This window comes from Phycisphaerales bacterium AB-hyl4 (assembly GCA_041821185.1).
Taxonomy (GTDB): Bacteria; Planctomycetota; Phycisphaerae; order Phycisphaerales; family Phycisphaeraceae; genus Natronomicrosphaera; species Natronomicrosphaera hydrolytica.
Genome location: JBGUBD010000010.1, coordinates 46023 through 65054, shown reverse-complemented (window position 1 = coordinate 65054; position 19032 = coordinate 46023). Strand labels below are relative to the sequence as shown.

General features: G+C 63.4%; 15 protein-coding genes and 1 pseudogene. 6 read left to right on the top strand and 10 right to left on the bottom strand.

Features of this window, described 5'->3' with window-relative positions:
* Window positions 1-40 precede the first annotated feature (40 nt).
* The 4 genes and pseudogenes from ACERK3_15065 (at window position 41) to ACERK3_15050 (ending at window position 6825) form a co-directional block, all read left to right on the top strand.
* The gene (locus ACERK3_15065) at window positions 41-2200 is read left to right on the top strand and encodes an ABC transporter substrate-binding protein (GenBank protein ID MFA9479607.1); all 2160 of its coding nucleotides are present in this window, start codon (window positions 41-43) and stop codon (window positions 2198-2200) included.
* Between the two features lie 97 nt (window positions 2201-2297).
* Entirely contained in the window at window positions 2298-3425 is a 1128-nt protein-coding gene (locus ACERK3_15060; protein ID MFA9479606.1) for an ABC transporter permease, read from the top strand.
* 1458 nt (window positions 3426-4883) lie between these two features.
* Window positions 4884-5654 (top strand): annotated as a pseudogene (locus ACERK3_15055) (ABC transporter permease).
* Window positions 5655-5730: 76 nt separating this feature from the next.
* The gene (locus ACERK3_15050; protein MFA9479605.1) at window positions 5731-6825 is read left to right on the top strand and encodes an ABC transporter ATP-binding protein; all 1095 of its coding nucleotides are present in this window, start codon (window positions 5731-5733) and stop codon (window positions 6823-6825) included.
* Between the two features lie 65 nt (window positions 6826-6890).
* Here the strand turns inward: ACERK3_15050 and ACERK3_15045 are convergent, their stop codons facing one another.
* The 7 genes from ACERK3_15045 to ACERK3_15015 all read right to left on the bottom strand — a co-directional run bounded on the left by ACERK3_15045 (window position 6891) and on the right by ACERK3_15015 (window position 13619).
* Complete coding sequence (locus ACERK3_15045) at window positions 6891-7355, bottom strand: iron-sulfur cluster assembly protein (GenBank protein MFA9479604.1); 465 nt, start codon at window positions 7353-7355, stop codon at window positions 6891-6893.
* A 59-nt stretch (window positions 7356-7414) separates the two neighbouring features.
* Window positions 7415-8755 carry a Fe-S cluster assembly protein SufD gene (gene sufD / locus ACERK3_15040; GenBank protein MFA9479603.1) on the bottom strand — a complete coding sequence of 447 codons (1341 nt, stop codon included), beginning with the start codon at window positions 8753-8755 and terminating at the stop codon, window positions 7415-7417.
* A 140-nt stretch (window positions 8756-8895) separates the two neighbouring features.
* Window positions 8896-9669 carry a Fe-S cluster assembly ATPase SufC gene (sufC, locus tag ACERK3_15035; protein ID MFA9479602.1) on the bottom strand — a complete coding sequence of 258 codons (774 nt, stop codon included), beginning with the start codon at window positions 9667-9669 and terminating at the stop codon, window positions 8896-8898.
* A gap of 258 nt (window positions 9670-9927) precedes the next feature.
* Window positions 9928-11400, bottom strand: a complete 1473-nt coding sequence (gene sufB / locus ACERK3_15030) for a Fe-S cluster assembly protein SufB (GenBank protein MFA9479601.1) — start codon at window positions 11398-11400, stop codon at window positions 9928-9930.
* A 107-nt stretch (window positions 11401-11507) separates the two neighbouring features.
* A complete protein-coding gene (locus tag ACERK3_15025; protein ID MFA9479600.1) occupies window positions 11508-12008 on the bottom strand; it encodes an Rrf2 family transcriptional regulator in 501 nt (166 codons plus the stop codon).
* Between the two features lie 138 nt (window positions 12009-12146).
* Window positions 12147-13013: an undecaprenyl-diphosphate phosphatase gene (locus ACERK3_15020; GenBank protein MFA9479599.1), complete on the bottom strand. Its 867-nt coding sequence runs from the start codon at window positions 13011-13013 to the stop codon at window positions 12147-12149.
* Window positions 13014-13223: 210 nt separating this feature from the next.
* Window positions 13224-13619, bottom strand: coding sequence for an arsenate reductase family protein (locus tag ACERK3_15015; protein MFA9479598.1), 396 nt, complete (start codon window positions 13617-13619; stop codon window positions 13224-13226).
* Window positions 13620-13788: 169 nt separating this feature from the next.
* On the opposite strand from ACERK3_15015, the gene ACERK3_15010 reads away from it, so the two are divergent.
* The gene (locus ACERK3_15010) at window positions 13789-14256 is read left to right on the top strand and encodes a PTS sugar transporter subunit IIA (GenBank protein ID MFA9479597.1); all 468 of its coding nucleotides are present in this window, start codon (window positions 13789-13791) and stop codon (window positions 14254-14256) included.
* A 52-nt stretch (window positions 14257-14308) separates the two neighbouring features.
* Here the strand turns inward: ACERK3_15010 and ACERK3_15005 are convergent, their stop codons facing one another.
* The 3 genes from ACERK3_15005 to acs all read right to left on the bottom strand — a co-directional run bounded on the left by ACERK3_15005 (window position 14309) and on the right by acs (window position 17605).
* Window positions 14309-14605, bottom strand: coding sequence for a hypothetical protein (locus tag ACERK3_15005; GenBank protein ID MFA9479596.1), 297 nt, complete (start codon window positions 14603-14605; stop codon window positions 14309-14311).
* A gap of 143 nt (window positions 14606-14748) precedes the next feature.
* On the bottom strand, window positions 14749-15537 hold the full coding sequence (locus ACERK3_15000) for a type II secretion system protein (GenBank protein MFA9479595.1): 789 nt from the start codon (window positions 15535-15537) through the stop codon (window positions 14749-14751).
* Window positions 15538-15607: 70 nt separating this feature from the next.
* On the bottom strand, window positions 15608-17605 hold the full coding sequence (gene acs / locus ACERK3_14995; GenBank protein ID MFA9479594.1) for an acetate--CoA ligase: 1998 nt from the start codon (window positions 17603-17605) through the stop codon (window positions 15608-15610).
* A gap of 414 nt (window positions 17606-18019) precedes the next feature.
* On the opposite strand from acs, the gene ACERK3_14990 reads away from it, so the two are divergent.
* Entirely contained in the window at window positions 18020-18946 is a 927-nt protein-coding gene (locus tag ACERK3_14990; GenBank protein MFA9479593.1) for an FkbM family methyltransferase, read from the top strand.
* The last annotated feature ends 86 nt before the right edge of the window (window positions 18947-19032 follow it).

Below are 19032 nucleotides of genomic sequence, written 5' to 3'. Positions count from 1 at the left end.
CCGTGTGACTCGACGTGATCCAAGCAAAGGTGTCGGCTTTATGGACAACCGCTTCGGCTTCCGCGATTTCGTGTTCTGCGTCATGCTCGTGGCGTTCATCGTCACGGTCATCCTCGCGATGATCCAGATGCAGCGCATCGAGGAACGACTGGCCAGACTCAATGAAACCGCGGGCAACCAGACGCGCGACCTCACCCGGCTGGACGACCGCATGCGAACCGCCGAGCGGCAGCAGCAGGCCCTCCCCAGCGAGATCGCCCGCGAGTTGGCCCGCGTGCTCGGCGAACGGCCGACTCGGGGCGATGGCGATGGTGACACCCAGGCCGAGGGCGACGACGACCTCGCCGCCCGGCTGACCGCCGGCTTCGGTGAGGCGGCGATCGAGGCCGCCGAGTACGAAGCGGGCGACGTCGACCCGTTCGAGAAGCTCAAGGCGGTCAAGCAAAACGAAGACTACGCGTATGGCGATCGGCTGATGCAGGTCTTCGCCCAGCCGCCGGACCGTCTGACGCCGATCATCTCCGCCGACGCGTACGCGAGCATGATTCAGGGTTACGTCCTCGAATCGCTGGTCGAGCGTGATCCGGACACGCTGGAGTGGACGCCGTTGATCGCGCGGGACTGGGAGATCATCGACAACGCGGACGAATGGCGGGCGTTTGTCGAAGAGCGCGTTGGCGGCGAGGTCAGCGAAGAGGACGTGCGGGCCGAGCCGGGCTTCGCGGAACTGGAAGGCAACGAAGAAGCACAGGCGGAGTATGTCGAGCGTCGGCTTGAAGAAGGTCGGCGGGCTGAGGACGTGGTGCGTGAAGATGATGTGCCGGCGGCGATCACGATCCGCTTCCGCATCCGTGAGGGCGTGCGTTTTTCCGATGGCGAGCCATTGACTGCCGACGACGTGGTGTTCACCTACAACTGGATCATGAATCCGAATGTTGAAGCGCCACGGCTGCGGGTGTACTACGAGCCGATCAAGGAAGTGGAGAAGATCAGCGACCTGGAGGTGGCGTTCCACTTCCGCGAGCCTTACTTCCGGGCGATGGACTTTGCGGGCGGGATGCAGATTCTGCCCGAGCATTTTTACAGCCGATTCTCGGCGCGCGATTTCAACCGACACCCGGCGTTGCTGATGGGGTCGGGCCCGTATCGGTTGCCGAGCCCGGAAGGGCGTCGGCCGCAGCCGGGCGTCCCGATCGAACTGGTGCGCAATGAACGTTACTGGGGCGAACAGCCCGGCTTCGATCGGCTGATCTGGCGATTGATCGAACAGGACTCGGCCCGCGAGCAGGCGTTCCTCAACCGCGAGGTCGACGCCTTCCCCGCGACGCCCGAGCAATATGACCGCCTGCGGAACAACGAGCGCGTCACCGAGCGTTCGCAGCGTTTTGAGTTCCTTCGGCCGAACGCCGGCTACAACTACATCGGCTGGAACCAGCAGCGTCGCGGCGAGGACACGCCGTTCGCCGACGTTCGCGTACGGCGGGCGTTGACGATGCTGTTGGATCGCGAGCGGTTGGCCGACGATGTTTATCGTGGTTATGCGCAGGTGATTTCCGGGCCGTTCAGCATTCTTTCGCCGCAGTCGAATCCGGAGATCGAGCCTTGGCCTTACGATTCCGCCGCGGCGCGCGAGCTGCTTCGCGAAGCGGGTTATGAAGATCGCAATGGTGACGGCGTGATTCAAAAGCCCAACGGCGAGCCGTTCGGCTTCACGCTCAACTACCCGGCCGGCAGCGAGACGTATCAGCAACTGGCGATGACGGTACGCGACAGCTTCCGCCGAGCGGGCATTGAAGCCGAAGCTCGACCGCTGGAGTGGCAGGTGCTCATCGAACGGCTGAAGAGCACGCGCGACTTCGACGCGATCACGCTCGGCTGGACGGGCAGCATTGAAGGTGACCCGTTCCAGATCTTTCACTCCAGCACGATCCCGCCGCCGGGCGACAACGCGACCAGCTACTCCAACCCGGAGCTGGACCGCCTGATGGAGCAGGCGCGCATGACGACCGACGAGGACGAAAGGCGGGCGATGTGGCATGAGGTACACCGCATTCTCCATGAGGATCAGCCTTACACGTTCCTCGTCGCCAGCCAGAGCCTGCTGTTTTACGATGAGCGCATTCGCAACATCAAGCGAACGCAGATCGGCCTGACGCCGCCGATGGAGTGGTACGTGCCCGCGGAGTTGCAACGCCGATGATGTTGTTCGCCATTTAGCCGCGTCGCTTGCGACGCGCTGTCAGCCGATGTACGAAAGGCGCGTCGCAAGCGACGCGGCTAAATGAAAGTAACCGTCCATGGTCACATACATCATTCGACGACTGATGCTCATGGTGCCGACGCTGTTCGGCATCACGCTCATCGTCTTTCTCGTGATGGCCATGGCGCCCGGCGGAATCGGCGGCATCATCCTCGACGAGCAGCAGCAACTCGACACCGAGGCCGGCCGACAGTTGCGCGAATACTACGAGCAGCGCTACGGCCTCGATCAGCCGCTGCTCGTGCAGTACGGGCGGTGGCTGAACGCCATCTCGCCGTTGGGCACGATGACCGAAGCCGACGCCGACGACCTGCCGCGGCTGGGCATCACCTGGCCGGTCGAAGTCGATGGCGAAGACCAGACGCGCTACATGGGTCTGAAAGCGCCCGACCTTGGCGAGAGCATGCAGTTCCAACGGCCGGTGGGCACGATGATCGCCGAGGCGCTGCCGATCACCTTGCTGTTGAACATCATCACCATCCCGGTGATCTACGCGATCGGTATTACCACCGGCATCTTCGCCGCGAAGTTCCAGGGCAAGACGTTCGACATCGGGTCGGGCTTTACGCTGCTGGCGCTGTGGTCCGTGCCCACCATCTGGGCAGCGGTCATGCTCATCGGCATCTTCGCCAACCAGGAGATCCTCTACTGGTTCCCGACCTCCGGCCTGCAAAGCCATGGTGCGGACGGCTTCCTGTTCCTGCCGACGTGGACGGAGGCAGGCTTTCAGCGTGGTTGGCTGCTGGACATTCTGTGGCATCTCGTGTTGCCGATTGTGTGTTTGAGCTACGCCGGCTTCGCGTTTTTGTCGAAGCTGACGCGCGGCTCGCTGCTGGAGAACCTGCGAGCCGACTACGTCCGCACCGCGCGGGCGAAGGGCGTGAGCGAGCGCGACGTGCTGTTCCGCCACGTGTTCCGCAATAGTCTGCTGGCGTTGATCACGGTGGCGGCGAGCATTCTGCCGGCGCTGTTGAGCGGGTCGGTGGTGATTGAAAAGATTTTCTCGATTCCCGGAATGGGCCGACTCGCGGTGGACGCAGTGCTCGCTCGCGACCGCGAGGTGGTGTTGGCGGTGACGCTGGTGGGGGGGCTGATTGCGCTGACAGCGGAATTGATCCGCGATATCTGCTATGCGATCGCCGACCCGCGCGTGAGTTATGAATGATTGTGTTGATGTGAATGAGTTTTAACGCCAAGACGCCAAGGCGCAGAGACGCCAAGAAGAGAAAGTCAGAATGAACCACCAAGGCACAGAGATACAACGAACGCCGGTAAAGGAAGAAACATTGTTTTCTTTCCTTTCTGTGCCTCGGTGTCACTGTGGTGAACCTTTTTCCCTTGGCGACTTGGCGACTTGGCGTCTTGGCGTAAATCTGAAACGAACATGACGCAGCTTGAGACCGGACAACCTGAACCGCCCTCGCAGCCGCCGACGCTCAAACGGCAGGCGACCGATGCGCAGCGCAGCATGTTGCAGCGCGTGCTCGGTGAGCTGGTGCTGTACTGGAGCGCCCGCGTCGGGTTGGTGTGGGTGGCGGTGCTGACGATCTGCGCGGTGTTCGCGCCGTTCTTTGCCAGCAGTCATCCCATCCTGATGAAGACGGCGGACACGGGTGGCGAGCCGTTGTCGACGATGGTGCGGTATGAAGCAGGCACGTGGTCGAGCCCGCTGCTGCGGCATCTGACGGAGCCGGACGTGCTGCTGCCGATCCTGCTGCTGGGCGTGCTGGTCGTGGTCGGCTGGCGCGGCGGGGTGAGTGGCGGGCGGAAGCTGGCGACGGTGCTGGCGTTCAGCGGGCTGGTGGTCGTGCTGGGGTTGTGGCAGCGGCATCTCTGGCCGTTTGTGACCGATGGGCACACGGCCTGGCTGCAGGATTGGCAAGACTGGGTTGAGGGCTTGGAGCGGACGGCCGGCGTGCCGCCGCGAGCGCCGGTCGGGCCGTTCGTGTGGTGGGTGTTGTTGTGGGTGGGGCTGGTGATGATGCTGGCGTTGACGGTGGCGACGTCGGCGGTGGTGGTGATGCAGTCGGCCAGCCGATCGGCGAAGGCGTGGGTGTTCTGGCCGACGGCGGCGGGGGTGCTGCTGGCGGTGGGGGCGTGGGTGTGGCTGGTGGACGTGGGCGGGGTGTGGGTGTGGCTTGTCGGGTTGGTGTTGGGGGTGCTGGCAATTGTCGGGGCGGTGGTGTCGGTGTTGGCAGTGGTGCGCGGCGCGGATGTGCCGGCGCCGTCCGGCCGAGTGATGGGCGTGACGATGCTCGCGGCGGGGCTGTTGATCGGCGGCTGGCTGGTGCACGCGCCGGTGACGCCGCCGCGGTTGCCCGTGTTGGAGCAGTATCGTGAGGCGGAGCGTGCGGGTGAGATCGAGTGGGCGTGGTACACGCCGATTCCCTACTCGCCTGACGACACGATGCCGGACAGCGTGGTGAACATGCGCTTCCAACGGCCGGGCATGCACCCGATGGCCCAGACGGTGTCGGACCGCATCCTCCGCCTCGCCGAGCGTGCGACGGACCTGACGCTGAACGATGTGACCGACGCCGCGGGCCGCCGAGCGTTGAACGAAGCGGAAGGCGAAGCACGTGTCGCGATGGCGGTCGAGTTCGCCGAGGCGATGTTCCAGCAATATCTCGATGAGACAGACGGCGCACTGCCGGCCCGCCTGACTCGGCCGCGCCAGCAGATTGAAGCGATGGCCGACGCGGAACTCGGACAACGCCGACACATCCTCGGCACGACCGCCTTCGGTGCGGACCTCGCCGCGAACATGATCCACGGCACGCGGATCGCCTTGTCGGTGGGCTTCATCTCCACCGGCATCGCGATCGTCATCGGCCTGCTCATCGGCGGACTGATGGGCTACTTCTCCGGTGTGGTCGATCTGCTGGGCATGCGCCTCGTCGAAATGTTCAGCGCCATCCCCACGCTGTTCCTCTTGCTCGCGTTTGTCGCTGCGTTTGGTGCGAACCTTTACATCATCATGATCATCATCGGCTTGACGAGTTGGGTGGGCTATGCGGTATTCATCCGCGCCGAGTTCCTCCGCCTGCGTCAACAGGAGTTTATCCAGGCAGCGCAGGCGCTGGGCCTGCCGTTGTGGTCCGTGCTGTTTCGCCACCTGTTGCCCAATGGCATTGCACCGATGCTCGTCGCGGCGAGCTTCGGCGTGGCGAGCGCGATCGGCTTCGAAGCGACGTTGAGCTTCCTGGGCATCGGGCTCGACACGGAATCAAGCTGGGGCCTGCTGCTGGAGCAGGCGCTGCGTGGCGGCGCGTTCAACTGGTGGATCGCGGTCACGCCGGGGCTGGCGATCTTCCTCACCGTGTTCGCCTACATCCTCATCGGCGAGGCGCTGCGCGACGCGATCGACCCGAAGACACAAAGCCGCAATACGTGACTCCCATTTAGCCGCGTCGCTTGCGACGCGCTCCCGCGAGATTGTTCTGTTCGACGACGGTAAACGGAAAGAAGCCATGAGCGAAACGCAAGCACAGCCGATTCTTGAGATTCGAGACCTTTCCGTAAGCTTCCCCGCCGGCCGATCTGCGCGATTCATGGCGGTCGACGGCGTGAACCTGTCCGTCTATCCGCGACAGACGCTGGCCGTGGTGGGCGAGTCGGGGTCGGGCAAGTCAGTCAGCGCGATGAGCGTGCTGCAACTGATTCCCATCCCGCCCGGCCGATACGAACGCGGGCAGATCCTCTGGCAAGCCAGGCCGACGGCTGAGCAAAGCGAAGCCTCGGATGCCACCGACCTGCTCAAACTCAGCGATCGGCAGATGCGCAAAATTCGCGGCAAGGACATCGCGATGATCTTCCAGGAGCCGATGACCAGCCTCAACCCGGTCTACACCATCGGCGACCAGATTCTCGAAGCCATCCTCCTCCACCAGGCCGTCGGCCGGGAGCAGGCGGTGAGCATCGCGACGCGGGCGCTCAGCGATGTGGGCATCGCGGACCCGACCGCTCGTCTGCGCGAGTACCCGCATCAACTGTCCGGCGGGATGCGGCAACGTGTCATGATCGCCATGGCGCTCGCCTGCCAACCGCGGCTGTTGCTCGCCGACGAGCCGACCACCGCGTTGGACGTGACCATTCAAGCACAGATACTCGAACTGCTTCGCCACCTTCAGAACACGAAAGACATGTCCGTGCTGTTGATCACGCACGACCTTGGTGTGGTTGCGGAAAACGCGGACTCAGTCGCGGTGATGTACTCCGGCCGTGTGCTTGAGTATGGTTCGGTGATGAGCATCTTCCAACGGCCGCTGCATCCGTACACGAACGAACTGCTCAAGTCGATGCCCGTGTTGGGCCGACATGCCGACCGCCTGCCGACGGTGAGGGACGGCGCGACCGCGCCGGACGATTTTCCGCCAGGCTACGACGTCGCGCCGCATCAGGTGGAAGTGTCGCCCGGCGAACACTACGGCGGGGCGGACGCGAAGCTGCACGAAGTCGAGCCGGAGCACTGGGTGTTGTGCAAAGCAACCACCGAAGAAACACGCAAGAAAGCGACGTTGCCGCGCGTGACGTTCCGACGCGAGCCGGTGGGCACGGACGCATGAGCGCAAACAGAAGCCCGCACCGTGACGGTGTGGGCTTCGAAGTCAGATCAGATCAAATCTGGTTTTTACATCAACCCAAGTTCGAGCTTCGCTTCTTCCGAGAGGTTGTCCTGCGACCACGGCGGATCGAAGGTCAACTCGACATGCGATTCCTTGACCTCGCGGACGCGACCCACAGCAGCGCGAACCTGTTCGGGCAACTCCTGCGCAACCGGGCAGGCGGGCGTGGTGAGCGTCATCGTGGTGGTGACGTTTTTCTCTTCGTCGATCTCGATGTTGTAGATCAGGCCAAGGTCGTAAACGCTCACAGGGATCTCAGGGTCGTAGATCTGCTTGAGCACCGCGATGATGCGATCTTCGAGCGACTTTTCGCCGCCGCTGCTTGAAGGTGCGTTCGCCGCCTCGTCGAGTTTTTTCTCTTGTTCCGCCATTTCGGCTTCCCGTCGGGCGCGGGGGTCGGTTGTGTCCTGTGCGGCTCGCTCGGTGTGGCCGATGCTCAACTGGGAACGATTGGGAGCGGGATCAGGCATTGATGCATTCTCAATCATAGGCAGGCAGTGCACCTTAAGGTGGACTGACTTGAGGGAGGTCAATACTCGAGCAGGTGTTCGAGCATGTCGCCCTGCGGGAGTCGGTGGAGGATCATCTTGCCGAGCATGTTGCGCACCGGTTCGAGTTGCATGCGTTCGAGGCTCTCGGCGGCGAAGGCGTAGACCAGCATCGCGCGGGCAGACGTGCGGTCAACGCCGCGGGCCATGAGGTAGAAAATCGCTTCGTCCTGAATCTGGCCGATCGTCGCGCCGTGGGTGCACTTCACGTCGTCGGCGTAAATCTCAAGCTGCGGCTTCGTCGTCGCGTCCGCGTCGTCGCTGAGCAGCAGGTTGGCGTTGGTCTGTTTGGCGTCGGTCTTTTGAGCGTCAATCTCCACGCGGATGCGGCCGCTGAAGACGGATCGGCCGTGGCCGTTGAGCACACCCTTGTAAAACTGTCGGCTGTCGCAGTGCGCCGCGTTGTGCTCGACGCGCATGTGGTTGTCCATGTGCTGATGGTCGGTGGGCATGTACAGGCCGTTGACCAGGCAGTCGCCGCCTTCGCCGTTGAGGCGCGGGTTGCAGTTGTTTCGCACCAGTTCGCCGCCGAAGAGCATGGTGTGCGAGTCGACGTTGCTGTCGCGCGACTGTTCGGTGAGCAGGGTGGAAAGCTGGAACGCCTTCGGGCTTTCCTCTTCGATGAGGTAGTGGCTCAGATGCGCGCCTTGCCCGGCTTCAACGTGCGCCACCGCGTTGGTGAAGTAGACGCTGTCATCCAGCGAAACGTAACGCTCGACGATCGTGCCCTCCGCGTTCGCGTCGCCGAGGAAAAACGTACGCGGGTTGGTGATCGTCGGCTCGTCCGTGCCGGCCATGATGTTCAATAGCAACACGGGCTTGTCGAGCTGCTTGTTCTCAGCAATGTGCACGAACACACCATCGTCGCACAGCGCCGCGTTGAGCGCGGTGAAGGCCTTGGACGACGGTTCGCCTTCCTCGGCGAAGTGCGGTTCGATGCGGTCGCGATGCTTGTCCAGCGCGTCGTTGAGCGGGAGTACGGTCACGCCCTCGGGCAGCTTGCCGATGTGGCTCAGCTCGGCGACGTATCGGCCGTTGACGAACACCAGCGTATGCGCGTCGAGGTCGGGGATGGCGAAGCGGGCGACCTGCTCGGCAGTGACCGTCGCGCGATCGGACGGCAGCGTGAAGTTCGTCTGCGTGAGACGAGCGGGGTCGGTGTACCGCCACTCTTCATGCTTGCGCGTCGGCAGGCCGAGGTCGGCCAGGCGGGCGATGGCCTGCTCGCGGATGGGGCGCAGCCACGCCGGGCCGTGGTCGAGGCGTTGCTTCGCGAGCGATTCGTAGTGGGCGATGGCTTCGGTGGGGGCGGTGGTGGGCATGGTCGACAAGTTCGCGTTGAATAAAGGCTGGGGCAATAGCCCTGCCCGGAAGGGCGGGGTTGAGTTCGAGCAATAGTTGGCCACACCTCATCGTGGCCAACCCCACGCTTCCGCGTGGGGCTATTGGTGATACAACTGCATCAGCGTGCGGCGGCGGGTTGCTCGGCTTCTTCGTCGACGCCGAGCTCCGCGTAGCCGGACTTTTCGAGTTCGAGCGCCAGCTCACGTCCGCCGGTCTTGACGATGCGGCCGTTGACAAGCACATGCACCACGTCGGGCACGATGTAGTTCAGCAGCCGTTGATAATGCGTGATGACGAGGAACGATCGGCCTTCCTTACGCAGCTGGTTTACGCCCTCTGCCACGATGCGCAGAGCGTCGATATCCAGCCCCGAGTCGGTTTCGTCGAGGATGGCGAGGCTGGGTTCGAGCAGGGCGAGCTGGAAGATTTCGTGTCGCTTCTTCTCGCCGCCGGAGAACCCTTCATTGACGGGTCGCTTGAGCAGTTCCTGGTTGAGTTCGACGAGCTTGGCCTTGGTTTTGACGAGTTGCATGAACTCGACAGCGCCGATTTCGTCCTGGCCGCGTTCTTTGCGGTGGGCATTGAGGGCGGCTTTGAGGAACTGCATGGTGCTCACGCCGGGGATCTCGACCGGGTACTGGAAGGCGAGGAACAGGCCGGCGCGGGCGCGTTCGTCGGCTTCCATTTCGAGGATGTCTTCGCCATGGAAGCGGACTTCGCCTTCGGTGACTTCGAAGGCTTCGTGGCCGGCGAGCACCTGGGCGAGCGTGCTCTTGCCTGAGCCGTTGGGCCCCATGATCGAGTGCACTTCGCCGGCGTTGATGGTCAGATCGAGTCCCTTGAGGATGGGCTGATCTTCGATGTTGGCGTGCAGGTTTTTGATTTCGAGAATCGGTTCGGGCATGGTGGTCTAACGCCTCGTAGGAGTGATTCGGGTTGGTTGATCCGTATTTCTTCAACGCGGTCGGCGGTTCTGGCCGATGCGGGTATTAAGCTTCTTCTTCTACTTTCCCACCCTCCTTGGCGGGAATCTCCTCTCCCCCGCCGCAGGGGGAGAGGCCGAGCGAGGGGGTTGGAGACCTTCGGCAGGTGAACCCTCGCTCTGGCCGCGGCCCTCTTCCGAGGGTCGCGGTGTGCCTCTGCCGCGAGCTTAGCCGACGCTGCCTTCGAGGCTGATCGCCAGCAGCTTGCCCGCCTCGACGGCGAACTCCATGGGCAGCTCGCGGAACACTTCCTTGCAGAATCCGTTGACAATCAGCGACACGGCTTCTTCCTCGTCCATGCCGCGCTGTTGGCAGTAGAACATCTGGTCTTCGCCGATCTTGCTCGTGGTCGCTTCGTGCTCGACGTTGGCGGTGGGGTTCTTCACCTCGATGTAGGGGAAGGTGTGAGCGCCGCACTTGTCGCCGATGAGCATCGAGTCGCATTGCGTGAAGCTGCGGGCGTTGGCGGCGTTCTTGAGCACCTTCACCAGCCCGCGGTACGTGTTGTGCCCCGTGCCGGCGGAGATGCCCTTGCTGATGATCGTGCTCTTGGTGTTCTTGCCAATGTGGATCATCTTCGTGCCGGTGTCGGCCTGCTGCTTGCCGTTGGTCAGCGCGACCGAGTAGAACTCGCCCACGGTGTTGTCGCCCTGGAGAATCACGCTGGGGTATTTCCAGGTGATCGCCGAGCCGGTCTCGACCTGCGTCCAACTGATGTGGGCGTTGTCGCCGCGGCAAGCGCCGCGCTTGGTGACGAAGTTGTAGATACCGCCCTTGCCGTTCTCGTCGCCGGGGTACCAGTTCTGGATAGTCGAATACTTGATCCTGGCGTCTTTCGCGGCGACCAGCTCGACCACAGCGGCGTGCAACTGATTTTCATCGCGCTGCGGCGCGGTGCAGCCTTCGAGGTAGCTGACATAGCTGCCTTCCTCGGCCACGATGAGCGTTCGCTCGAACTGCCCGGTGTTCTGCGCGTTGATGCGGAAGTAAGTGCTCAGCTCCATCGGGCAGCGGACGCCCTTGGGGATGTAGACGAAGCTGCCGTCGCTGAACACCGCGCTGTTGAGCGTGGCGAAGTAGTTGTCTGAGTAAGGCACGACCGAGCCGAGGTACTTCTGCACGAGCTCCGGGTGGTTGTGCACCGCTTCGGAGATGGGGCAGAAGATCACGCCTTTCTCTTCGAGCGTTTTCTGGAAGGTGGTGGCGACGGAGACGGAGTCGAACACCGCGTCGACGGCCACCGCGGGCGTGCCTTCCTCGACGCCGGCGAGCACTTTCTGCTCCTGGATCGGGATGCCGAGCTTCTCGTAGGTTTCCAGCAGCTTGGGGTCGACTTCGTCGAGGCTCTTGGGGCCGTCGCCCTTTTTCTTGGGTGCGGAGTAGTAGATGAGGTCGTCGTACTTGACCGGGCCGTAGCCATAGGGCAGGAAGGGCCAGTTCGGCTCCTTCATGGTCTTCCAGTGGCGGTAGGCTTTGAGGCGCCATTCGAGCAGCCAGTCGGGCTCGTTTTTCTTGGCGGAGATGAAGCGCACGATGTCTTCATTCAGGCCTGGGGGGGCCGAGTCCTGCTCGATGTCAGTGACAAAGCCGTACTTGTACTCGCGCTTGGCAAGTGTTGCGATCTGTTCGGTAGTGGTCATATTCGCTCCGCGTTCGCTTCGCGAAGTTTCAAGTTTCAAGTTTTGAGTTTCGAGTTGAACGCAATCGGCCGACCAACTCGAAACTCAAAACTTGAAACTCGAAACTTCTAGTCTGTCATCAACTCCGCCAGTGTCAGCGATTCGAGGAAGTCGGCCAGTTGGCGGTCGAGGTTCTGGATGGCGTGGCGGATCGGGCAGGTGCACGCGATCCGACAGGTCTCCATCGCTGTGGTGGCCTCGCCCGACTTGGCCTCGTGAGCGTGGTCCGAATGGGCCTCGGGGCCGCAACATCGGGCCAACCGCACCGGCTCGCCGTCTTCCACTGCCCGGATCACGCTCGCCAGGCGAATGCGTTCCGGGTCGGTCGGCAGGTGGTACCCGCCGTGCACACCCCGTCTGGACACGACCAGATTGGCCCGCTGCAACTGCTTCAGCAGGCCGCTAAGCACTGGCAGGGGCAGGTTTTCCGCCTCTGACAGCTCTCGAGCACTCATAAGCCGTTCGTCCGGGTCCGCCACATCGTCCCCGGCTGATCGACGCTGCTGCGCCAAGCGAGCGAGGGCAATCACAGCGTACTCCGCCTTGCGACTAAGCCCGAATCTGGCCACGGCAACCGTCCTCTGTAAGGGTGGCTTCCCGTCAAACAAAAATAGGGCAAAGTCGGTACGATTTCAAGCCGGCATTTTAGAATCAGTCCAAATCAGTCAGATTTGGGGCAAGTCGGCCGTGGCAGGGGGGCAGATGGGTCAGGCGAGCAATTCGCGGATGCCGAACAGGGCGACCATCGCGGCGAGGCACCAGACGTAGTAGGCGAAGTAGCGAAACCGGGCCCGGTAGAGCAGCGTGAGCACGAGGTACAGCGCTCCGATGCCGACCAGGGCGGCGACGACGAAGCCGGTGAACAGCGGGGCGAAGCCGATCTCCAGCGGTGTGTCGGAGCGCCAGACCTGCATGGCCTGGACAAGCGTGGCGGCGAGGATGGTGGGGATGGCGATGAAGAAGCTGAACTCGGCGGCCCAGCGCCGCTTCAGGCCGATGTACAGGGCAATGGCGATCGTCAGGCCCGACCGCGAGAAGCCGGGCACGAGGGCGAACGCCTGCGCGAGGCCGATGGCGATGGCGACGTAGAGCGTCAGCTGCCGGAGCCCGCGCGGGCGGGGGCCGACGCTGTCGGTGAAGTAGAGCAGCACGCCGGTGATCGTGAGCGTGCCGGCGATGGCGAGCGGGTGGCCGAACACGACTTCGAAGATCGGCTTGCACGCCAGGCCCACCGTGCCGGTGACGAAGACGGCGACCAGGCCCAGCAGGGCGAGTCGCAGGTGCAGCGCGTCGTTCAGGCTCGCTTCCCCGCGGACCCAGGCTTGCAGGTCGTCGCGGAGATCATCAAGGAATCGGCGAAGGCTTTTGCGAAATACCACCACGATCGATACCAGCGTGCCCACGTGCACGACCAGGTCGAAGAGGATCATCTCTTCGCTGTCGGGCGAGGGCATGGTCGAGCCGCTGCTGATCAGCCAGTGCTGCATCAGCACGAGGTGGCTGGTGGAGCTGACCGGGAAGAACATGAACACGCCCTGGACGATGCCCAGCAGGATGGCTTCGAAGATGGTCATAGCGGTGGGCGCGTCTCCGCGGTGGCCTTGAATGCGACGATGATATTACTCGGCGACATAGGCGCGTGCTTGAAGATCATCGACGGAACAGCCGGCCAAGCTTAGCACGACAACCCGGCTTCGACGCCTCACTCATTTAGCCGCGGGCCTTGGCCCGCGCGTTCGGCCCGCGCGTTCGGCCGGTCGTGCCGAGGCCTGCGGTGCGAGCAGCTACGACCAGACGCGTTCGAAGACGTCGGCCTTGTAGCCGACGGTGAAACGGTCGCCTGCTGCGTTGACGACGATGGGGCGCTTGATGAGCTTGCCATGGCTGGCGAGCAGGTCGATGGCCTGGTCTTCGCTCATGTCGGGCAGGCGGGACTTGACGTTCAGTTCGCGGTAGACCTGGCCGGAGGTGTTGAAGAGGTGGCGCAACTGGTAGGCACCGCTTCGAGCGATGCGTAGGAGCAGCTCTTTGGGGGGCGGTGTTTCGGTGATGTCGATGAAGGTGTGTGGCTGATTGTGGTCATCGAGCCATTTGCGGGCGTTGCGGCAGGTGGAGCAGCGGGCGTAGCCATAGAAGGTGAGCATGGTGATCAGTGTGGTCTTTAATGCGAATGATTTCAAGTTTATGTCGCGATGACCGATAATAGAGATAGCCCCGGCGGGCGTTGACGCCCTTGACGCCGTTGTGGGTGTCTATGCGTTGCATCCCCGAGCGTGCACGGGTATTCTGCGAGATTCTTACCGGGGCGTGCGGCGACACGTCCGCCTCCGCCGAACAGGTGGCCTGCTGATGCGATTGACCGACATTCTCCATCCCGATTGCGTGAAGGTGCCGCTGGTGGCGGCGAACAAGCAGGCGGCGATCAATGCGCTCGTCGATCTGCTGGCCGAGACGCGCGGCATTTCCGATGCCGACGAGTTGAAGAACGCGGTCTGGCAGCGCGAGACCACGCGCACCACCGGCATCGGGCACGGGATCGCCATTCCGCACGGCAAGAGCGCCGGCGTGGGCGAGCTCTGCATGGCCATCGCCCGAACCGCCGAGCCGCTGGAGTTCAAAGCCATCGACGGCAAGCCGGTCGATCTGATCTTGTTGCTCGTTTCGCCGCAGGACCAGACAGGCCCGCACATCCAGGCGCTGGCGCGCATCAGCCGAATGCTCACCGACGACGCGTTCCGCAGCGCCCTGAAGGCGGCCGAGACGGGCGAACAGGCCTACCAGCTCATCGTCGATCACGAAGCCAAGGCCGCGGTGTAAACCGACGCCTGCCGACGCCCACGCTTCGGCTCGACCTCGCAGCAAAAAGAAATCACCCCAACAGCCCGGCATAGCGGGCCATGCTCAGCAGCGTGGCGATCGTCAGCGCCGTCGTCGCCGCACACAGCAGCCCCGACCGCCACGTCGGCCAACCCGCCTTGTCCTCCGCCATCTGTCCCGACACCATGCCCCACGCCATCGCGTCGGCGCGCAGCAACTCCCGACCCCATCGCCGCAGCGTCGACTCCGCAGGCTGCATCGCCACCGCCACCAACGCCACCACCACCGGCAGCGACACCATCCACACATTCGGATCCACGCTCGACAATCCCGACGTCAAACTGCCCATCGGCTCAACTCCAGCTTGGCCATAAGATCATCCCCGCTAACCATAGCCGGGGTATTCCGCAGTATGTTATCGGCCTTTTCCCCAGCCGTCTGAAGTTTTCACCAGACCGCAAATTCCCGTCATCGGTCATCGATCAGGCTGCTTCATGGCAGCGGGTCGTCCGCACCCTGCACGACCATCTTCGCGTTCGTATCCACGTCCATCCCGCCGCCTTGCTGCCGGATGAAGAGGTTGTCGTTCGCGTTGATCGCATCGCCGAAGCGCGTTCGGCGGAGGATGGGGCTGGTCTCGAACGTCAGGTGATTGTCGTTCCACACCACGTGGCCGCGCCAGTCGCCGGGGGTGGCCGTGTGGATGCTCTGCCACGTGCCGGGGTCGTTGATCTCGCTGCCTTCATCCAGCCGATCGGCGAGCACGGGGCTCTCGCCGCCCATCTCCGGCCGCCACTCGCCCCGCCGGGCGGCACTGCCCGTCGGCTCGCGCGAGGGTGTGTCGTTGATCATCAAAATGGAGTACGAGTAACTGCCCGGGCCAAGCGCCTGGTCGCCGTTGGGCACCCACACTCGGCCGCGCGCGTCGAACGGGCTCAACAGGTAGGGCGTGCCAAAGTAATGCCGGTCCACCAGCAGGGCGAATCGCGCCTCGGCCGTCGACCCATGCAGCGGCGGCACGGGCGGCGTCGGCGGATTGACCGACGGGATGTCTTCACTGTCGGTGAACTGCCGCCCATCGAAGCCGGGGTACCAGCCATCGTGGTCCTGAGAGAAGACGACCATGGCCTGGTGGATCGTGCGCAGGTGCACGCCGTTCTGCAGCCGCATCGCCGCGTCGCGCGCGGATTGCAACACGGGCAACAAAATCGCGATGAGCACGGCAATGATCGTGATCACCACCAGCAGCTCGATCAGGGTGAAGCCACATTTGCCGCGCATGTCGCCTCCGAAAGGCGATTGTAACGCGCGTGGCCATCAACTCCGAGCGTTCCGGGGAGTCGCCCCCGTCTTACCCTTCGTCTTTGCCCTTGAGCTTCGCGATGACGTTAAAGTCTTCAAGCGTGGTCGTGTCGCCCTTCACTTCGCCGCTGGTCGCCAACTCGCGCAGCAGACGTCGCATGATCTTGCCGCTGCGGGTCTTCGGCACGCCCTCGGCGAAGCGCAGCTGGTCGGGCTTGGCGATCGCGCCGATCTCTTTGCCTACGTGGGCAATCAGCTCCTTCTTCAACGCGTCGGTGGGCTCCTGCCCGCCCTTGAGCGTCACGAACGCAGCGATGCCCGTGCCCTTGATCTCGTGCGGGATGCCCACCACCGCCGCCTCCGCGACCGAGGGGTGAGACACGAGCGCCGACTCGACCTCGGCCGTCCCGAGCCGATGGCCGGAGACGTTGATCACGTCGTCCACTCGGCCGGTCACCCAGATGTTGCCATCGCCATCTTTCCGCGCGCCGTCGCCCGCGAAGTAGAAGCCTTCGATTTCCGACCAGTACGTGTCGATAAACCGCTGCCGATCGCCGTAGATCCCCCGCAACATGCTCGGCCAGGGCTTGCGGATCACCAGCAGCCCGCTTTCGTTCGGGCCCACTTCCGTGCCATCTTTCTCCACCACTGCCACGTCCGCGCCGAAGAACGGCCGCGTCGCCGACCCCGGCACCGCCGTCGTCGCGCCCGGCAGCGGCGTAAGCATGTGACCGCCCGTTTCCGTCTGCCACCAGGTATCGACAATCGGGCAGCGCTCGCTGCCGATCATGCGGTGATACCACATCCACGCTTCGGGGTTGATTGGCTCGCCCACCGTGCCCAGCAGTTGCAGGCTCGACAGGTCGTGCTTCTTCACATGCTCTTCGCCCCATTTCATAAACGCGCGAATCGCTGTCGGAGCCGTGTAAAACTTCGTCACCTTATGCCGTTCGACGATGTCCCAGAAGCGGTCTTCCGCAGGGAAGTTCGGCCCGCCTTCGTACATCAGCGTCGGCACGGCGTTGGGCAGGATGCCGTAGATGATGTAGCTGTGCCCGGTGATCCAACCAATGTCCGCGGTGCACCAGTACAGCTCATCTTCATTTTCCGGATGCAGGTCGAACACGTACTTGCTCGTCAGATACGTGTAGACCATGTACCCGCCGGTGGTGTGCATGATGCCCTTAGGCTTACCCGTCGTGCCCGAGGTGTAAAGGATGAACAGCAGGTCTTCGCTGTCCATTTCTTCACAGGGGCAGTCGTCGCTCGCGCCGTCCATCAGTTCATGCCACCACTGGTCTCGGCCGGCCTTCATGGCGACTTCGTTGTCGGTTCGCTTGAGCGTGACGACGTTTTCGACCACGTCGGTCATTTCAAGCGCATCGTCGACGTTCTGCTTCAGGGGCACGATCTTGCCGCGACGCCAGCCGCCGTCGGCGGTGATGATGACCTTGCTGTGCGCGTCCTCAACGCGGTCCTTGATGGCCGAGGCGCTGAACCCGCCGAAGATGATCGAGTGCGCTGCACCGACGCGGGCGCACGCGAGCATGGCAATCGCCAGTTCCGGCACCATGGGCATGTACAGGGTGACGCGATCGCCCTTTTTCACGCCAAGCGACTTGAGCACGTTGGCGAACTTGCTCGTCTCGCGCTTCAGATCGTTGTAGGTGAGGTTGCGAACCTCCGGCTGACCATTTTCGATCGGCTCGCCTTCCCAGACGATCGCGGTCTTGTCGCCCTGGCCGGCGTCGACCTGGCGGTCAACGCAGTTGTAGCAGGCGTTGAGCTTGCCGCCGATGAACCATTTCGCGTCCGGCAGGTTCCACTCCAGCACGCGCGACCACTTCTTGAACCAGTGCAGTTCCGCTGCCTTTTCGCCCCAGAACTTGTCCGGGTCTTCCAGCGATTCGCGGTGCATCTGCTCGTACTGTTCCATCGAGTTGATGTGCGCTCCGCTGGCAAAGCCTGCCGGCGGCGGAAACTTCCGCGTCTCCTGTTGAACGGACTCCACCGCGCCACCACCGGTTGTCGATTTACCTTCGGACATGCAGGCCTCCCTAAAGCATCTGAGCATCGAATGCGCATCACCAGAAAAACAAGCGCCACGCGACCGCGGACGCATCACCGGTAGCTTACGACCACCGCCGGGCAGCAGCAAGGGGTGGGGCGCATCTTGTTCGCCCGGCCTCGCCTCTGCCCCGGTCAAACTGAGAGGCAGTTGTCCCCCGCAGGGCAGGGCTTGCCCAGCCGCAGCAGCGACGAGGACGGTGGCAGGGCAAGCCCTGCCCTACGCTCAGCCGTTTCCCCGCCCGCCGTCAGCAACATCAGCGTGCCGGGCTCGGCCAGAAGAACAACATCTCGCCATCGATTGCTACTTGCCCATGCGGTCGGCGCGCTAAGATCCGGCCGTGCGTCCGCCTGCGGGCTGCGACGCTGCGTGGGCGACATGACGGAGGTCCGGATGAGGCTCACCAGTCCACTGGCCCAGTATGCGTTGCTCTACGGCCTGCGTCCGTTTCTGCGAAATCCGCTGCTGGACCGCGGCAAGTGGTATCTGTTCCACCGGTTCAACCCTCGGCCGGGCCATGACCTGACATGGGAGCGGTTCGGCGTTCGGCCGTCACGCATGCGCGGCGGCACGCGAATCTACTGCGATCTCCGCCACGCCGCCGACCGCTGGGTCTATTTCACCGGCGAATACGAGGTCATCCTCACCCGCTTCGTCCGCCAGGTGGTCGCACCCCGGTGGCGGTTTGTCGATGTCGGGGCAAACGTGGGCAAGTACACCACGCTCGCCGCGCCGCTGGTCAATGAGGTGATCTGCATCGAGCCCAACCCCGAGTCGCGCGAGCTGCTCGAACGCAACATCGCGCTCAACCGATTTGCGAATGTGACCGTCCACGACGTGGCCGTGTCCGACCAGGCCGGCGAGGCATCGCTGTATCAGCGCGGCTCGAACATCGGCGGAGCGTCCCTGCTGAGAGTCGGCACGGCGGCGACGGAGCATCGCGTGCCGGTCGTGCGCGGCGACACGCTGATCGAGCCAAGCGATCGGCCGACGTACCTGAAGGTGGATGTGGAAGGGCTGGAGCAGCGCGTGTTGCAAGGCTTCGATCAACTGCTGCGCTCGCCCGGCGGCGTGGTGGTGCAGGTGGAGATCACCGATGCCTGGCTGCGGCGGGCCGAGGGCTCCGCAGCGACGTTGTTCGAGCAGATGCGGGCGCGGCAGCTATATCCCTACCTCATCACAGCCCATTCGCGAATCCGGACCGTGCCGCGCCTTCGGCCGTTGGACGCGCCGCTGCCGGACTTTCAGTATGACGTGGTTTTCCTGCCGCAGCCGAGCGCGGAGGCGTTCTGGCAATGGGTGGAATCGTTGAAGAAATAGTTGATCGTCCAAAAGCATGAAGCCCACGGATTGAATCCGTGGGCTTCGCTGCCCCTGCTCTTCCAGCGGTCGGCGGTGTGGTGCGT